This window comes from Paracoccaceae bacterium (genome assembly GCA_033344815.1).
Classification (GTDB): Bacteria; Pseudomonadota; Alphaproteobacteria; order Rhodobacterales; family Rhodobacteraceae; genus Roseobacter.
On the sequence record JAWPMR010000001.1, the window covers coordinates 2,792,983 to 2,809,075 of the forward strand.

A 16,093-nucleotide genomic window follows, 5' to 3' on the forward strand; every position below is an offset into this window, starting at 1 on the left:
TTTCGGGATCAGCGCAAGTCACTCATTGACGATATACTCAATGATATCCGTAGGCAGTATCGGAAGAAAGTTATCGTCGCTGATCATTGTCAGCCGGATCTTGCCGCCTCCGTCTTTCCAAACGGCCAGCCCTTCGATGTTGCCGTGTTGCCGCACCGGCGTCTGAAGAATTGTTTCAGTGTTTTCAAAACCGTTGGCCGTTACATCCATCCGACGGACCTGACTTTGAAAACCATAGGGCGTGAAGTGACGCTCCAAGACATATAACTTTTCATCGGGCCCAAAATCTCCACCGACAGGCACAAATCCACCTTCCAGGGCTAACGTAAAAGGTTGGTCCCATTTTTCGTCGGGAAGTCGCCTGTAAACCAAGGCCTCGTGAATGTCCGGTTCAACACCTTCAGATATCGAGAAAATGGTTCCATCTGCCTGTACAGCAACCGTTTCCAGCCCTGTGTTTGCTACCAGCGCGCGCCATTCCGGCGTGTAAGAAGGCCAAATTGCCGGGCTGTCCCACGTGTCATATCTAAGGATGCGGTGGGCATGTTCAAACGAAACGAATAGTCGGCCTTGTTGATCACGTGCAAGGCCTTCCGCGTCTGTATGAGGGAAGTTGCGTTTTTGCCCCTCCATGTCGACAAGCGGTTGGCGCTCCATCATTTCGACGCCGGTGATGGCGTCACCTTCGCGGATCAATTCTCCGCGCACTATGCTGCCACGATCGGTTATCGTGAAAAACGCATTTCCATCCTCTGTGATCTCGAAACCGGAAAAACCGCCGAACCAGTCACCTTCTTGATGCCAGTTGAAAGTAGAGAGATGTTGTGCAGGTTGATCGCGAGGTGCCGTAGCTGGCGGTGGTGGCATGAGGCTAAAGGCAACCACGGGAGCCACAACCATCATGCAAACACCCGCTATTGCAAGACTGCGGCGCATTGAGCAGGCAGATCAGCGAGCAAAATCTCGCGCTTGGGTTTGCGCTTTGGCGCATTTGGATTGGGCGGCGGGGGATTTAGAATGTTGTTGACCCATGCCTGCGCATCTGCACAACCGTCGCCCGACGGCGGTGGGGCCTGATCGACGCACCCGCGCGTACCACTTGGACAGGCAAGTCGAACGTGAAAGTGATAGTGATGACCATACCAGGGTCTGATCTTTCGCAGCCAACTGCGGTCTCCCGTGGCGTCCTTGCACATTTGCACCTTGGCACCGGGGAAAATGAAAATACGGGCAACACGTGGATCTGATGCAGCGGCTTTTAAGATTTCGTGATGCGCAGGGGTCCAGTTGCTGTTGACGAATGCGCCTCTGTCACGTCGCATCGAAATCGAAGAGATGTTTTCACGCGTGCTTGCAGACAAATTCATATTGTCTGCGGGTCGTAACCATATGTCGGCGTCCAGACCGATCTGATGGCTTGCATGACCGGACAACATCGGACCTCCGCGTGGCTGGCTGAGATCGCCAACGTAAAGTCCGTTCCAGCCGGGTTGTTGTGCTGCTTTTTTGCTGAGTTGTTGCACATAGTTTACGGTTTCGGGGTGCGCCCAATTGCGATTTCTCGACAGGCGCATCGCCTGCCACGTCGGTCCAGTCTCGGCCAGTCTGGCGGACCCCGCCAAACAGCCCTTGGCATAACTTCCAAAGGCTGCCGGGGTTGCCGGTGATCCGACCTTTTCCGCCCCAAACAGTTGCTTCGCAGGTTGACTTGCCTGTGAATGTCCTGAGGTGCCAATGGTCGGCAAAATAACGGAAGCGGTCTGTTGCGATTGCGGTGTTCCATCCGAACAGGCCGAAACAAATACGCTGAAAACGGTAAGAGTTGCGAAAGTGCGCAGGTTCATGTCTCAAAATCCCCTTTTGGCTTGACCCATGCTAACAGAATGAGGCCCAGAATGAACAGCCCTGCAATGGGAGTTACCCCCAAACGTTGGCTGCCGCTAAGATCGCTGGCCAGCGCGATAAGCGCGGGTGCGATGAAGGACGTGGCTTTACCGGAAAGTGCATAGAGACCAAAGGCTTCGGTCATGCGCTCGGGATTTGCCTGATGTGTGAGCATGTTGCGGGAAGAGGCCTGCAAAACCCCGCCGGCCGCGCCGATCAAGGCTCCAGCGATGTAAAACATGACATTTGGTAAGGAGGATCCCTCATTCAGCCTGATGCCCAGAACAGAATTGGGTGTGAGCGATATGATCAATGCCGATGTCAAGATCAGGATGATGCAACAGGCAACGATGATGGGCTTGGGGCCAATCCCGCGATCCAGACGCCCACCAACCCAGCAAAAAACCGCTCCGCTGATCGCAGCAAGGATGCCGAAGACGCCAATTTCGGTAATGGACCAATTCAGCACACCCAGTGCGTAAATCCCGCCAAACGTATAGAGCCCGTTGAGGGCGTCGCGGTAAAACATGGACGATCCAAGATAGGCAAGCAGGGAGGGATGCTGTGGGAGTTCCTTCAAAGTGCGCCCCAAATCGCTCAACCCACTTCCCAACCTGAATGACGGTGCATTGGTCGTTACTCGATCACGCGTGTACATAAAGAAGGGGATCATGAAAAATACAAACCACAATGCAGTCAACGGCCCCACGATGCGCGTGCTTGCGCCTGTTTCGGGATCAAGACCAAAAATGGGTTTCAGTCCAGCGATGGTCCGTCCCGTATCGCCTGCTTGGAAAAGTGCGAGCATCAGGATCAATGCAATGACACCGCCCAGATAGCCGAATGCCCAACCTGATCCAGAAATACGACCACGTTCCCCGGTGTCCTCATGCAGTTCAGGCAGATAGGAGTTTGTGAAGATCGTTGCGAATTCCATGCCAATCAGGCCGAGCCCAAAGAAAAACAATGCCCAAATGACCGAAAAATCAGCCGGTGCTGTCCACCAGAGCGCACCTGAGCCAACCACGTAAAGCGCCGAAAAAAACCATATCCATGGCAGCCGCTTGCCGGAACTGTCCGCAATAGCGCCAAGAATCGGGGCAAGAACGGCGATGCAGATGCCTGCAAAAGTCAAACCATATCCCCAATAGGCCTGCGCCTGTGCCCTGGCTGCACCGGCCTCCATGCCTCCTGCAACAAGCGATGCCGTCGCTGTTTGTGCAAAATAGGGCCCGAAAATGAAGGTCAGCAAAAGGGTGTTATAGGGCTGGCTGGCCCAGTCAAAGAAATACCACCCCCAGATGCGTTTGCGCGCGCTGATCATCAATATGCCTGCGTTGTTGTCACGCCAAGATAGAGCAGGCCTGCCAGGTTCAGGCAAGCAAAGGTTTGGGCTCTGTAAACCATGACGCGTTGGGTGCTCTTGCTTATTTACAAAGCCTTCCCTATTTGAAACGCACGCAAAGAGAGGTCTGCCGATGCAATCCCTGTTTCAAATCCTGATGCTGCTCTTGGATGTGGTGTGGTTCTTTATCATCGCCCATGTGATTATGAGCTGGTTGATCAACTTTCAGGTGCTGAACACGCAGCAACAACTGGTTGCGCAGATCTGGTACATGTTGAACCGCATTCTGGAACCAATCTATGGCCCCGTACGTCGCATTCTACCCAACATGGGGGGCATTGATCTGGCACCGCTGGCCGTTTTGATCGGTGTGATGATCCTGCGCATCGTGCTGACCAACAATGCGGCGCTGTTTTTCTAAATTTCAGCTGTAGATCATGTAATTTTTGGTACCTGAGAAGCGCTAGGGCTTGTCCGTGAATCCCGAGTGTGGGAGTCTGCCCAAAAGAGCAGATAACGATAGGGTTCCCACATGACAGGCGCTTCCGGGCTGTTAAAGGACGTGTTTGGTTTTGATGATTTCCGCCCAGGTCAGGGAGAGATCGTTGATGCAGTTACAGCGGGCGACAACGTCCTCGCGATTATGCCAACGGGTGGTGGTAAATCGTTATGTTTTCAGCTCCCGGCGTTGATGCGCGATGGTGTCACAGTCGTGATCTCACCGCTGATCGCTCTGATGCGGGATCAGGTGCGCGCGTTGCAGGAGGCAGGTGTTTGCGCCGGGGCGCTCACGTCCGGAAACACTCCCGAAGAAACAGATGCCGTATTTGAAGCATTGGAAAAGGGTCGCCTCAAACTCCTCTACATGGCGCCGGAACGATTGTCGGCGGGATCGGCACTTGGGTTGTTGCGCCGTGTGGGTGTGTCGCTGATCGCGGTGGATGAGGCGCATTGTGTTAGCCAATGGGGTCATGATTTTCGGCCTGATTACCTGCGCATCGGGGAGTTGCGTCGCGATTTGAATGTTCCGCTCGCCGCATTTACAGCGACCGCGGACGCCGAGACGCAGGCGGAAATTGTACAAAAGTTGTTTGATGGTCATCAACCCCGCGCTTTTCTGCGTGGTTTTGACCGTCCCAACATTCATCTCGCCTTTGCATCAAAGGACAGCCCACGCCGCCAGATTCTTGACTTTGCTGCGGCCCGGAAGGGACAGTCGGGTATCGTCTACTGCGGCACCCGTGCGAAGACCGAAGGATTGGCAAGCGCCCTGCGGGATGCTGGCCACATGGCCTTGCATTACCACGGCGGAATGGAAGCTGAAGATCGCCGGATGGCAGAAACCCGTTTCCAACAAGAGGATGGTCTGATCGTTGTGGCGACTGTTGCTTTTGGCATGGGTGTCGACAAACCTGATATTCGCTGGGTGGCACATGCGGATCTGCCCAAGTCCATCGAGGCATATTATCAGGAAATCGGCCGGGCTGGCCGGGACGGCGCGCCTGCCGAAACGCTGACTCTTTTTGGTCCCGAAGACATTCGTTTGCGCCGGTCGCAGATTGATGAAGGTCTTGGATCACCTGAACGCCGTGCTGCAGACCACGGACGCCTGAATGCTCTGCTGGGTTTAGCCGAAGCATTGACATGTCGGCGAAAAAACCTGTTGGAGTATTTCGGTGAAACAGAGGTGACCTGCGATAATTGTGACCTGTGTGATCAGCCCGCAGATGTTTTTGATGGCACAACCGCTGTTCGCAAAGCGCTTTCTGCGATTTTAAGGACCGAAGAATGGTTTGGCGCAGGGCATTTGATCGACATCCTGATCGGGAATGAAACCGACAAAGTTCGCCAGCGGGGGCATCAGAGCTTGCCCACCTATGGCGTAGGCACGGAATATGACCGGCGGCAATGGCAGGCGATTTTCCGGCAAATGATGGGTCACGATCTTGTGCGGCCGGATCCAGAGCGACATGGAGCGTTGCGGATGACGGATGCTGCTCTGCCAATTCTGCGTGATCTGGCCAGGATTGAGCTGCGCCGAGACAGCATACGTGCTGCGGCGTCCAGCAGACGTCCGGCTGTCAAGGCCATGGTGTCCGACGAAGACGCACCGCTCTTATCCGCACTCAAAGCGAAACGCCGATCATTTGCCGAAGCCGCGAAAGCCCCCGCTTACGTTATTTTCAATGACCGCACGCTTGTTGAAATGGCCGAAACGCGTCCGCAGTCACTGGATGAAATGGCGCGGATTGGTGGTGTGGGTGCCAAGAAACTGGAACGCTATGGCGCGGCTTTTCTAAAAGTCATCATTGGAGAAACACAGCAGATGCATCCTTTGCGACGTAAACTGGCCGGGCGTGAGGCAGGTTCGGTATATGATCGGCTGCTCGCGGTGCAGGCAGACTTGGCACGCGGTGTTGAGGGCGTGGACAAGCCACTGAGTTGTTCTGCCTCGTTGCTTGCGAAGGTTGCGCAAATGCGTGACGCGGATCATGCCACATTGGAACGGGTACTTGGGGGGCGACGCGCCGAAAGGTTTGGCCCTGCTTTTCTGGATGTCCTTCGGGAATAAAGATCTCGAACATCACGGAACCGCGTGAGCAATCCAACTCGAACTGATATCGGTCGAACGCGCAATTCCAAGCCCAAGCATGGCGGTGTAGATCCACCGAACTATATCTCACTTGCAACAAGATCTGCCGACAAGGAAGCGAACGCCCGATATGCTCATTCTACTTTCACCTGCCAAGAACCTGAACGAAACGCGTGCGGCGGGGCATGCCGAAACTGCGCCCCGATTTCTTGATGAGGCGGAAGAATTAATCCGCATCATGCGTGACTGGTCAGAGGCTGAAATCGCGGATCTGATGCAAGTGTCAACCAAGATTGCACGTCTGAACGTTGGACGCGTATCAACTTGGTCGCGCCAGTCAGGTGCAGCTCAGGCTGCGGCGGACATGTTCGATGGTGACGTCTACAAGACGCTCGAAATGGCGACATTGGAAAATGGGGTACGACACGAAGCGGCAGCGCGGCTCAGAATCCTCTCCGGGCTCTATGGTATTTTGCGTCCAACTGATGATGTATGCGCTTACAGGCTGGAAATGGGTCGAAAACTGCCCGGACATCAAGCGGGAACGCTTTACAAGTTTTGGGGTAGGAAAATCGCGGATGCTTTGGTCGCGGACGCCCGAGAAATCCGGACAGAAACGGTTCTGAACCTCGCGTCGGAGGAATACGCAAAATCAGTTGATCGGACGGCTCTGAAAGAATTGAATTTCATTTCGCCACGTTTTGAAGAAGATCGGAACGGACTCCGAAAGATGATCTCTTTTTCGGCCAAGCGGGCGAGAGGTGCCATGGCGCGATGGGTCCTGGAAAAGGGTTACACAGATCCGCATCAATTGGTTCATTTTGATGTTGGCGGATATGCATTTGACCGGGAAGCGTCAACGGATGCACGTCCTGTCTTCGTTAGGGTGGCAAGTTGATTGCCTGATGTATCAGGGCTTTTGATTGAACACCCCTAGTTACTGAAATATCGGGCGACGCAAAGACCGATATATCGGACCCAGGGTTCATCTGTGTGATCCTTTGCCGAGGAAAACACAGGTATCTGTGAATGACCTAGTGATTCATTCGCAAGAAAAATGGTTGCATACCCAATGCATGACGCAGAGTGTCAGGATCCGTTTCTATAAACATGCGGCGGGCTGCTGCGAAGAATTTGGTCTTTCTTAACCGTTCGCCTGATCGGGAAGATCCGGTTTCGGATTGATGGCATCCGACGGGCAATACTCCAAAATGCGCGCATGCATCTCGGTTTTACGGACTGGTTTGGACATGTAGTGATCAAGGCCTGCCGCCAGAATGTCGGCACTGTCACCTTCCATCGCATGGGCTGTTAGTGCGATAATCGGGATGTGGCGTTTAGTGCCTTCTTCCTCTTTCCGAATGGTTTGGGTCGCTTCTTTACCGTCCATACGCGGCATAGAAATATCCATGAAAATAAGATCCGGGTCGAACGTCTTGTATGCTTCAACGGCTTCGAGACCATCGTTCGCAAACTTCAGATCGACATCAAAATCCTTAAGCATTTTGCGGAACACCAATTGATTGGTTTTATTGTCTTCAGCTGCCAGCACGCGCATGCGGCGCTCTATCTGGCGCGTGTTTTCAGTATCGAGTGTATCAGGGCTTTCCGCCGCTGCCTCGCATGCGCCTGTTCCTCCTTTTGTCAGTGCGGAAGACGCAGCCTCGGAGCCTGGTTTGTCAGTATTTTCAGGTGGTCGGTCCTTTACATGAGAGAGCCAGTTCAGCAATTCACGGCGTGGAAACGGCCGCGGGACAATCGACGTCACTTCGATTTTCCCCGCGTCTGCCTGTGCATGGCCCACATTGGAACTGATTAGAATGATCGGCATTCCGTGACCAGCCATGCGTGCGGTTTGCGAGAACTCAAGACCGTTCATTTCGGGCATGATGTGATCGACCAGTACGATATCAACGCTCCGGTCCAAAAGTCCCAACGCACTTGCGCCGTCCCTGCAAGTGGTCGCTTTTAAGCCAAGCGCTTCAATTTGATTGCTCAGGATCTGTAGGTTTGGTTCGAAATCGTCAATGACCATCACGTGACGCAGTGAGTTCGCCAACGCCGGTGATGCTTTGTTCTCCTCCTGTTCCGCTTCGAAAGTCAGTTGGAAACCGAAGCAAGACCCAATGCCTTCCTCAGATGTCAGCCAAATCTTGCCGCCCATCATTTTTATCAAATGCTTTGTGATGGTCAGCCCAAGCCCGGTGCCATCAAATTGACGATTCCGTTCGTTTTCGACCTGGGTGAATTCGCCGAAGACATGGTCAATCATATCTTCCGGAATCCCAATGCCGGTGTCCTCAACAGTAACGCTGAGTATAAATTTCTTGCCACTATTGTCTGGTTCGCCACGCACTTTGACGAGAACATGACCATTTTGGGTAAACTTGACGGCGTTGCCCATCAGGTTGGTCAAAACCTGTCTCAATCTCCCTGGATCGCCAATGAAATGAGACGGCAAAAGCATCCCGTAGTCCAGAGCAAGAACCAAGCCCTTATCCTGTGCAGAAGACTGGAGCAACATAATGACTTCGAGTATGGACTGTTCAAGGTCGAAAGGTTCGGGATGCAATTGAAGCCGTTCGGCTTCGATTTTTGAGTAGTCCAAAACATCATTGATAATCACGAGCAGCGCTTCGCCCGAGTTTTTGATCGTGTCGACGTAAAGTCGCTGCTCTTCCGTGAGGGGCGTATCGACCAACACGTCGGCCATGCCAACAACCCCATTCATAGGAGTTCTGATTTCATGGCTCATGTTCGCAAGAAACGCGGATTTTGCGCGGTTCGCTGACTCCGCACTCTGGCGGGCGGCCTTGAGGTTCTTCTCGTATTTTACCGTCTCGGTGATGTTGAGACCAAGGGAAATAATGTCGCCGTCAGGACCACGTTGATCGATCATTTTGATGTATTCACCATTCCATAGGCGAATGACGACGGATTCCGGCTCAGGGTTTTGCACCCTCTCGATCATTTTTTGACGCCAGGCGGCCGGGGCTAAATCGCCTGTGTTGACAATCCCTTCATCGGTGAGAACCTGCAAAATGGTGACATAGCTGACGCCGGGCGCAATGTCCTCAAGCTTATCAAAAACGGCAAGATAAGACCGATTTGCCATGATCATCTGCAGGTCAGGTGTGAAAAAAGCAAACCCGTCGTTGATGGTTTCAATCGAATGCCACAGACGGCGCTCCACCAATTCGATTTTTTCATGCGCCGCCGACAAGTCCGATTTTACGCGCTGGTTTTCATTCCGGACGGTGGCAACTTCCGCGCGCGTTTCCACGATTTCATGGGAGAGTGCTTTTGCGTGTTCGCCAAGCTTTCTATTGGCGGCAAAAAGCTCCGCCTGCTTGAGTTCAAGCAGGCGTTCTGCGGCCAATCTGCCGCGGCGTTCCTCCGCCAATTTGTTGGCAAGACTCATCCAAACACCGGGTTTCGATTCCTTTTTCGAAGATTGCCGCGATCAAGGTGAATATCTGTTTAATTGAGGTGCTCCGAGGACGCGATATGCTGGTCTCGCCAAACTTGCTGGAAGCTTCAACGGCGTCCTTCTCTCAGCCAGGCGGCTGTGATCAAGCCCGCGGACAGAAGAAGTACAAGCCAACCGGGCAACAAGTTCGTCTGACGAATATCCCGGGTTTCAAAAGCTGCACGCGGTGTCAGACCAATCCATCCTCTTCCCGCAGCGGGCCGCCCACTGCGGATGTTTCTAAGTCTCGGCAGACCTTCTTCGAGGGCAATAACGCCGCCGCGCAGGCTGGCAATGACAGGTGTCATGACATCGGCAGTTGCAATAGTTTTCTCAAATTCGCGGGGTGCTGCGGGCCCCAACCCTATCACGGCTGTTTCGTCATCGTTGTCCAGTCGATAAAGACCGATTTCCGGTCCTTCGATACTTCCCTCGAAAACGCCTGGACTGGATTCAGACAGCGACAACTCGGATGTATTGCCAGAGGGGTCGGTGATGGTAAGCGGTGGGACCGTATCAGAAAGAGTGCGTCGTTTTATGCGCATTGTCTGACCTGTAGCTTCGGCGGTCAGGGCTTCTTCTTCGAGTTCCGGTTCCTTCATCATCCAATGTGCCAGTCTGCGCAGCAATTCCAGCTGCGGACCGCCGCCTTCATAACCACGGTTCCATAGCCATGCATGATCTGATGCAAGTAACGCCACGCGCCCTTCGCCAACCCGGTCCAATAACAATAGCGGTCTGTCATCGACACCTGACATGACGACATTGCCTGCCGTTTCAGACACATCAATCTGTCGCAGCCATCTGCCCCATTCGCCGACGCCGGGCAATTGGGTCGTTACAGGATGGCGCTCCCCCAGATCGGTCACTATCGGACGATAAGGCTCATCCAGAACTCGCGCGGTCGGCGCGGCAGGCAAAACAGCCCCCAAGGGCGAGCGGTAAATACTGTCAGCGCCAGCAAAATCCGCGCCGGCAGCCACCAGAACCGCACCGCCCTCGCGAATGTAATTGGCGACGTTGTCGAGATAGAGGGCGGGCAAGATGCCACGCCGTTTGTAGCGGTCAAAGATGATCAGGTCGAAATCGTCAATCTTTTCCAAAAACAACTCGCGCGTTGGAAACGCGATGAGGGACAATTCACTGACGGGCACACCGTCTTGTTTTTCCGGTGGGCGTAGAATTGTGAAATGGACCAGATCGACAGAGCTGTCGGATTTCAGAAGATTGCGCCAGGTGCGTCCGCCGGGATGCGGTTCGCCACTGACCAGCAAGACGCGCAAACGATCCCGTACGCCATTCATCTGAATGAGGGCTGTGTTATTGCGGTCTGTCAGCTCACCTTCAGCCATCGGAACGGTAAATTGGATCACGTTGCGCCCGCCGTGTGGCAGCGTCACGGGCAATTCGATGTCCTCCCCCAGAGGCACCTGAAAGGTTTGTGGTGTTGCGCCGTCCACTGAGATTTCCAAGGGCGCCACGCCAGAACCGCTGGGGGCGGCACCCATGTCTTCAATTCGCAACGTCAGTGTCACAGGTTCGCCAATGATGGCAAACGCGGGTGCGTTGCGGATGCTCAGGCGCCGGTCCCAATCCGTGGATTTTCCTGTCAGTAGAACATGCATTGGGGCGGGCAGCACAACAGGTAAATCTGCATCATGTACGCGCCCATCGCTCAGGGCGATGATGCCTGCGATCCGGGCGCGGGGCTCTTCGGCCAGTGCGTTTGACAGGGTCGTCATCAGCTCGGTACCTGCGTCGCCATCACCGTCAGGGACGGTGATGCGCCGCACTTCCGTGTTTGGCCGTGCACCGATCTGTGCTGCGAGACTGTCGGCAGCGCTGGCCATTTGGGTCGGTCTGTCAGAAAGGTTCTGGCTGGCGCTCTTGTCCTCCAGAAGCATTACGATATCGGTCAGTGGAGCGCGATCTTCCTGTTGATAAGAGGGGCCCGTCAATGCAGCAAGCACCACGGCTGCGGCCAGTGCGCGCAGCGCCCACCCGTTCAACCCACGCACAACCGCGAGCATCACGCCGATCAGTGCGATCACCACAACCATAAAAAGAAGCGTCCACGGGATCAGCGGGTCAAAAATGATGCTTCCGGTCATTGGCCCAACCGATCCAGCAGAGCAGGTACATGCACCTGATCTGATTTATAATTGCCGGTCAGTACATGCATCACGAGATTGACGCCAAACCGGAACGCGAGTTCTCTTTGCCGCTCACCGGTGAATCCCCTGCCAATCGGTACCATCGGCGCTCCGGACGCACCGACGGCCCAGGCCGATGCCCAGTCGTTGCCGCCGATGACCACGGGCGTGACGCCGTCATTCAGGTTTCGAAAGGGCATCCCTTCAACCTGCTCGGCGTCCGGTGGCGCAGCTTCGACCCAGACGTCGCGGCTGGTATGACGGCCCGGGAAATCCTGTAGCAGGTAAAATGTGCGGGTCAGAACGTGATCTGAGGGCAGCGGCTCAAGCGGTGGAATATCTAGGGGAGCCGCCAGATCCTGAAGTTTTCGCCCGTTCGGGCTGGCCGCACCAAACCTTGCGATATCTGCATCTCGCGTATCAAAAAGGATCAGCCCACCAGAGCGCAAATAGGCGTTCAGCTTCGCATAGGCTTCTGACGAGGGCCGGGGTTGATCCGTTGTTATCGGCCAATACAAAACCGGAAAAAAGGCCAGTTCATCCATTTCCAGATCCACGCCGACAGGATCAGCGGGCTCAACGGAAGTCCGAAAGAACAGCGTGTTCGAGAGCCCTCGAAGCCCCGCATCGGACAATTCATCCACTCGGGTGTTGCTGGTGCGTACATAAGCCAACGCCAGCTCAGTCGTGGCGTTCAACGCGAAAGCATCTTCCTGTGTGACCTGTGCGTCGACCTGTTGAGCGTATATAGCGGGCCAAATCGCCATCACCGCGACGGCAGTAGCCCGGTTGATATTGCCCAAAAGACGCCCAGACAGGGAAAGCGACGCCACAACATCGGCCAGTAACAGTAAAATGGAGAGACTCAACAGCCAGCCTGCTACAGGTTGTTCAGGTGGCACCGCGAAGCCTTTTACCGGGATGCGTGCGGGCCAGCTCACCGGCGTCAATACCGTGTCTGCGGTCAAGACATTTCGGGCCAGACGGCGGTCACCCGAAGCGTAAATGCCGGGTTGCATATCTGGTCCGGAGGGCGCGTTCAGCAGATCGGGTCCTGGTACGCCGGGCAAAGTACCCGCATCGCTCAATGTGGCGAAGCCATCCATAACCAGTTCAGGTGTCCAAGTGGTTCCATCGAGTTGTGTCGCATCTGGCTGTGCGGCAGAGGTCGAAATCGCCAAACGTTCCATCATTTGCACAAAAAGGCCCGAAAGCGGTAGTGTCGACCAATCTGCTGTGGCCGTCACATGGAATAAAACGATCTGACCCTGTTCGCGCGCCTTGCGGGTGACCAGCGGGGTGCCATCGGTCAATTCTGCAATCACCCGTTCTGCAAGTGTGGGATCAGGCTGTGCCATCACCTGCGAGGTGATTTGTACATCGTCGGGAATTGACAGGCCAAAGAAAGGTGAAGTTTCACGAAAGGGTGCCAGGGATTTTGGCGCGCCCCAACTCATCGCCCCGCCAACCGTGCGCCCGCCCGTGCGCAGGCGCACCGGCATCATCGGGTCTTCGTCAATGCGGCTGACATCGCTGGCGGCCACACGGGGTCCGGCAAACCGGACCAGCATTCCGCCCTGGTCAACCCATGCGCCGATGCCTTCCAATTCTGATGCCGACAGAGTGGCAATATCGGCCAGAACGATAACATCCGGGTTTGCCGGCAGGACATCGCTGATCGCACCACGGATCAGATCTGCATTGGGTGCGAGTGCTTGCTCAATATAGTGCAAAGGCGACAGCAACTGCAGTCCCTCGCGGTTTTCCCGACCGGCGATCAGCGCAATTTCGCGGCGTCGCAGCCCGTCATCCGCCAGTGTGGTTGCACCGGCCGAACGTTGTCCCTGCAGATCAAAACGCGTGATCCTTGCGCGCAATTCTGACGGTAAAGCCAAGGCCGCTTCGGCACTGGTTTCTCCATCCGCAAAGATCGCGTTGGCGGTGGCAAGGATGCTTGGGTTGCCGGCAGGGTCCCGGCCCTGCGCCTGTATGACAACTTCGCGTTCTGGCCCGGGTGCTGCGCGCACGGCGGACAGTTGCACGGCACCGTCCTCAAACCCTGCGGGTTGCAACGCGACAACATTGGCTGCAGTTTGATACACTTCTACTGCACCCTTGGCTTCGAATGCCGCCAATACGTCTGATCGACCCGGAAACTCAAGGCCATCACTGAACCAAAGGGTGTCGAACCCTGCGGCAGCGTTGGCGAAAGAAACCGCCTGTGCGGAACGCGCGGCGTCTGCTTGCCAGGGTGCTGGTCTGAAGCCGGGTAACCTTGACCGCCAGGCGTCAGCGGATTGGAAGACGGGCGGCTGTGGCCGTGCAAGATCAAGGAAGGCGACGGTGCGCTCGGCACGGCTTGCTCGGGTCAGTTGCGCTGCGATGGCCTCTTCCTGTTCCGCCCATCTCGTCGCACCTGCCCAACTGCCATCCAAAACAATCAACAGCGGCCCGGTGCCCTGTGCCTGATCCTCGTTGGGGTTCAAAACCGGACCGGCCAACCCCAAAATAATCGCGGCTATGGCCAGCATGCGCAGCAACAAGAGCCACCAAGGCGTGCGATCAGAAACCGTTTCATCGTCTTTGAGCCCCAAAAGCAGGGCCACACCGGGAAACCGGCGGCGCATGGGCGCGGGTGGGACCGCGCGCAGGATCAACCAGAGTATGGGGAGCGCAAGCAGCGCCATGAGCAACCACGGCGCGGTGAAACCTATGCCTCCTAAGACGGTCATCTGATGCCCCCAGTATCCAACGCTCGATAGAGCCAGAGCAATGCAGACTGCGCCGAGGCATCGGTATGATGCAACCCATATTGCCAGCCTGTCACTGCACAGAGTTTTTGCAACTCGGCCTTGCGCTCGGCCAAACGTTCCAGATAGCGGTCCTTGAGGTCGTTCGCTTTCAGCGTTTCATGCCTCAGGCTGCCACCAACGCTTTCAAATATCGTGCGACCACGGAAGGGAAACGCTTCTTCGCTCGGATCAAGCGTGTGCAGCAGGACGCCACGGACGCCTCGATCGGCTGCTTTGGTAAGCGCCAGTTTGACCTCGGCGATATCCCCCATGAAGTCGGATATGAAAACTGCGCGGGCAGACGGGATCATCGCGCGGTGTTCCGGCGGGGCATAGTCGTCCGCAGCATCTGTCGTAAACGCTTCGGCCAGTCGAAGCACCTGAGCGTTACCACGGCGGGGCGGCAGGGTTGTTCCGGTCAGCCCCACACGTTCACCGCCGCGTACAAGCAGGATGGCTATGGCCAGTCCCAGAAGACGCGCGCGGTCCGCTTTGAGCGGCAGCTCGCCATCGCTGGTGAACCGCATGGACGCGCCCTGATCGACCCATAACATCACTGACTGGGCGATTTGCCATTCGCGTTCACGCACAAATTCCTGATCGCCGCGCGCGGAACGGCGGTGATCGATCAGGCGACGGCTGTCCCCGATTTGCGCGGGTCTGTATTGCCAGAAATCATCACCCATTCCTGCACGGCGGCGTCCGTGATCTCCCAACAGTACCGCACCGGCCAAATGCTTCGCCCGCGCCAGAAGTGCCGGGAGGGACGCGGCCTGTTCCTCAGCACCTGTCCGAAGCGCAGTGGGCTGGGACGACATCTGAATGGGTGATGCGCTCACGCGGCGGCCTTCGTGCCGGCGAGCTCCATGGCTGTGGTGTCAATCAAACCGGCCAAGCTGTCGCCTCGTGCCCGTGCCGCAAAATTGAGGGCCATACGGTGACTGAGAACGGGTCGCGCCATATCAAGAACGTCCTCTGCAGAAGGTGCAAGGCGCCCTTGCAGCAATGCCCGCGCCCTTACGGTCAGCATCAAGGCCTGCGCGGCGCGTGGTCCCGGACCCCATGCAACGGTTTCCCGCACTTGTTGGGAAACGCCCTCTTCATCAGGACGAAAGGCGCGGACCAGATCGAGTATCATTTCGACAACGCTTTCGCCGACCGGCATCCGACGCAATAGCTGCTGCGCCTTCAATAGTTCGCTGGCGGTGAATATCTCTGTAGATGCAGCTTCTGTATCTCCGGTCGTCGCCAACAAGATGTCGCGTTCGGTATCTCGATTGGGGTATTCCACATCAATTTGCACCAGAAACCTGTCGAGTTGCGCCTCGGGAAGAGGATAAGTCCCTTCCTGCTCAATCGGGTTCTGGGTCGCAAGCACATGGAAGGGCACACCGAGTACGCGGTTTTCGCCCGCTACAGTGACAGTTTTTTCTTGCATCGCCTGCAAAAGCGCGGATTGGGTCCGGGGGCTGGCGCGGTTGATCTCATCCGCCATCAGCAACTGGCAGAAGATCGGGCCCTCAATAAAGCGAAAAGCGCGGCTGCCGTCCGGTGCGGTGTCCAGGACTTCAGAACCCAGAATATCGGCAGGCATCAGATCGGGTGTAAACTGCACCCTGTTGCCATGCAGCCCCATGACAGTTGAGAGCGTTTCCACCAAACGCGTTTTGCCCAGACCTGGCAATCCGATCAACAAGCCATGCCCACCACAAAGCAGCGCGGTCAAAGTCAGTTCGACGACACGTTCCTGACCGATGAACCTTTGCGTGATCGATTGTTTGGCCGCCATCAGCTTTTCGCCGAGCGCTTCGATATCTGCGACCATGTCTTCTGCTTCACTCATGACAACGTGCTCCA

At 55.8% G+C, this 16,093-nt stretch carries 11 protein-coding genes; 3 read left to right on the forward strand and 8 right to left on the reverse strand.

The window, feature by feature from the left end; genetic code table 11:
* Positions 1-18: 18 nt before the first annotated feature.
* From R8G34_12975 to R8G34_12985, 3 genes are read right to left on the reverse strand one after another with little or no spacing between them, the layout of a single operon-like run.
* Positions 19-903, reverse strand: coding sequence for an esterase-like activity of phytase family protein (locus tag R8G34_12975; protein MDW3223778.1), 885 nt, complete (start codon positions 901-903; stop codon positions 19-21).
* Between the two features lie 11 nt (positions 904-914).
* A complete protein-coding gene (mepA, locus tag R8G34_12980) occupies positions 915-1,844 on the reverse strand; it encodes a penicillin-insensitive murein endopeptidase (GenBank protein ID MDW3223779.1) in 930 nt (309 codons plus the stop codon).
* Positions 1,841-3,208 carry an MFS transporter gene (locus R8G34_12985; protein MDW3223780.1) on the reverse strand — a complete coding sequence of 456 codons (1,368 nt, stop codon included), beginning with the start codon at positions 3,206-3,208 and terminating at the stop codon, positions 1,841-1,843. The genes mepA and R8G34_12985 overlap by 4 nt, the downstream gene beginning before the upstream one ends.
* Positions 3,209-3,362: 154 nt before the next feature.
* Here R8G34_12985 and R8G34_12990 point away from each other — a divergent pair, with 154 nt between their 5' ends.
* The 3 genes from R8G34_12990 to R8G34_13000 all read left to right on the forward strand — a co-directional run bounded on the left by R8G34_12990 (position 3,363) and on the right by R8G34_13000 (position 6,720).
* Positions 3,363-3,650 carry a YggT family protein gene (locus tag R8G34_12990; protein ID MDW3223781.1) on the forward strand — a complete coding sequence of 96 codons (288 nt, stop codon included), beginning with the start codon at positions 3,363-3,365 and terminating at the stop codon, positions 3,648-3,650.
* A gap of 111 nt (positions 3,651-3,761) precedes the next feature.
* Entirely contained in the window at positions 3,762-5,801 is a 2,040-nt protein-coding gene (recQ, locus tag R8G34_12995; GenBank protein MDW3223782.1) for a DNA helicase RecQ, read from the forward strand.
* Positions 5,802-5,952: 151 nt separating this feature from the next.
* Positions 5,953-6,720 (forward strand): peroxide stress protein YaaA, encoded by a 768-nt coding sequence (locus tag R8G34_13000; protein ID MDW3223783.1) that lies wholly within the window; start codon positions 5,953-5,955, stop codon positions 6,718-6,720.
* Between the two features lie 246 nt (positions 6,721-6,966).
* Here the strand turns inward: R8G34_13000 and R8G34_13005 are convergent, their stop codons facing one another.
* From R8G34_13005 to R8G34_13025, 5 genes are all read right to left on the reverse strand, one after another.
* A complete protein-coding gene (locus tag R8G34_13005; protein ID MDW3223784.1) occupies positions 6,967-9,243 on the reverse strand; it encodes a response regulator in 2,277 nt (758 codons plus the stop codon).
* A 116-nt stretch (positions 9,244-9,359) separates the two neighbouring features.
* Positions 9,360-11,402 carry a hypothetical protein gene (locus R8G34_13010; GenBank protein ID MDW3223785.1) on the reverse strand — a complete coding sequence of 681 codons (2,043 nt, stop codon included), beginning with the start codon at positions 11,400-11,402 and terminating at the stop codon, positions 9,360-9,362.
* On the reverse strand, positions 11,399-14,176 hold the full coding sequence (locus R8G34_13015; protein ID MDW3223786.1) for a DUF4159 domain-containing protein: 2,778 nt from the start codon (positions 14,174-14,176) through the stop codon (positions 11,399-11,401). Before R8G34_13015 ends, R8G34_13010 begins: the two co-directional genes overlap by 4 nt.
* Positions 14,173-15,054 carry a DUF58 domain-containing protein gene (locus R8G34_13020; GenBank protein ID MDW3223787.1) on the reverse strand — a complete coding sequence of 294 codons (882 nt, stop codon included), beginning with the start codon at positions 15,052-15,054 and terminating at the stop codon, positions 14,173-14,175. Before R8G34_13020 ends, R8G34_13015 begins: the two co-directional genes overlap by 4 nt.
* A 17-nt stretch (positions 15,055-15,071) precedes the next feature.
* Positions 15,072-16,079, reverse strand: a complete 1,008-nt coding sequence (locus R8G34_13025) for a MoxR family ATPase (protein MDW3223788.1) — start codon at positions 16,077-16,079, stop codon at positions 15,072-15,074.
* Positions 16,080-16,093: the final 14 nt, after the last annotated feature.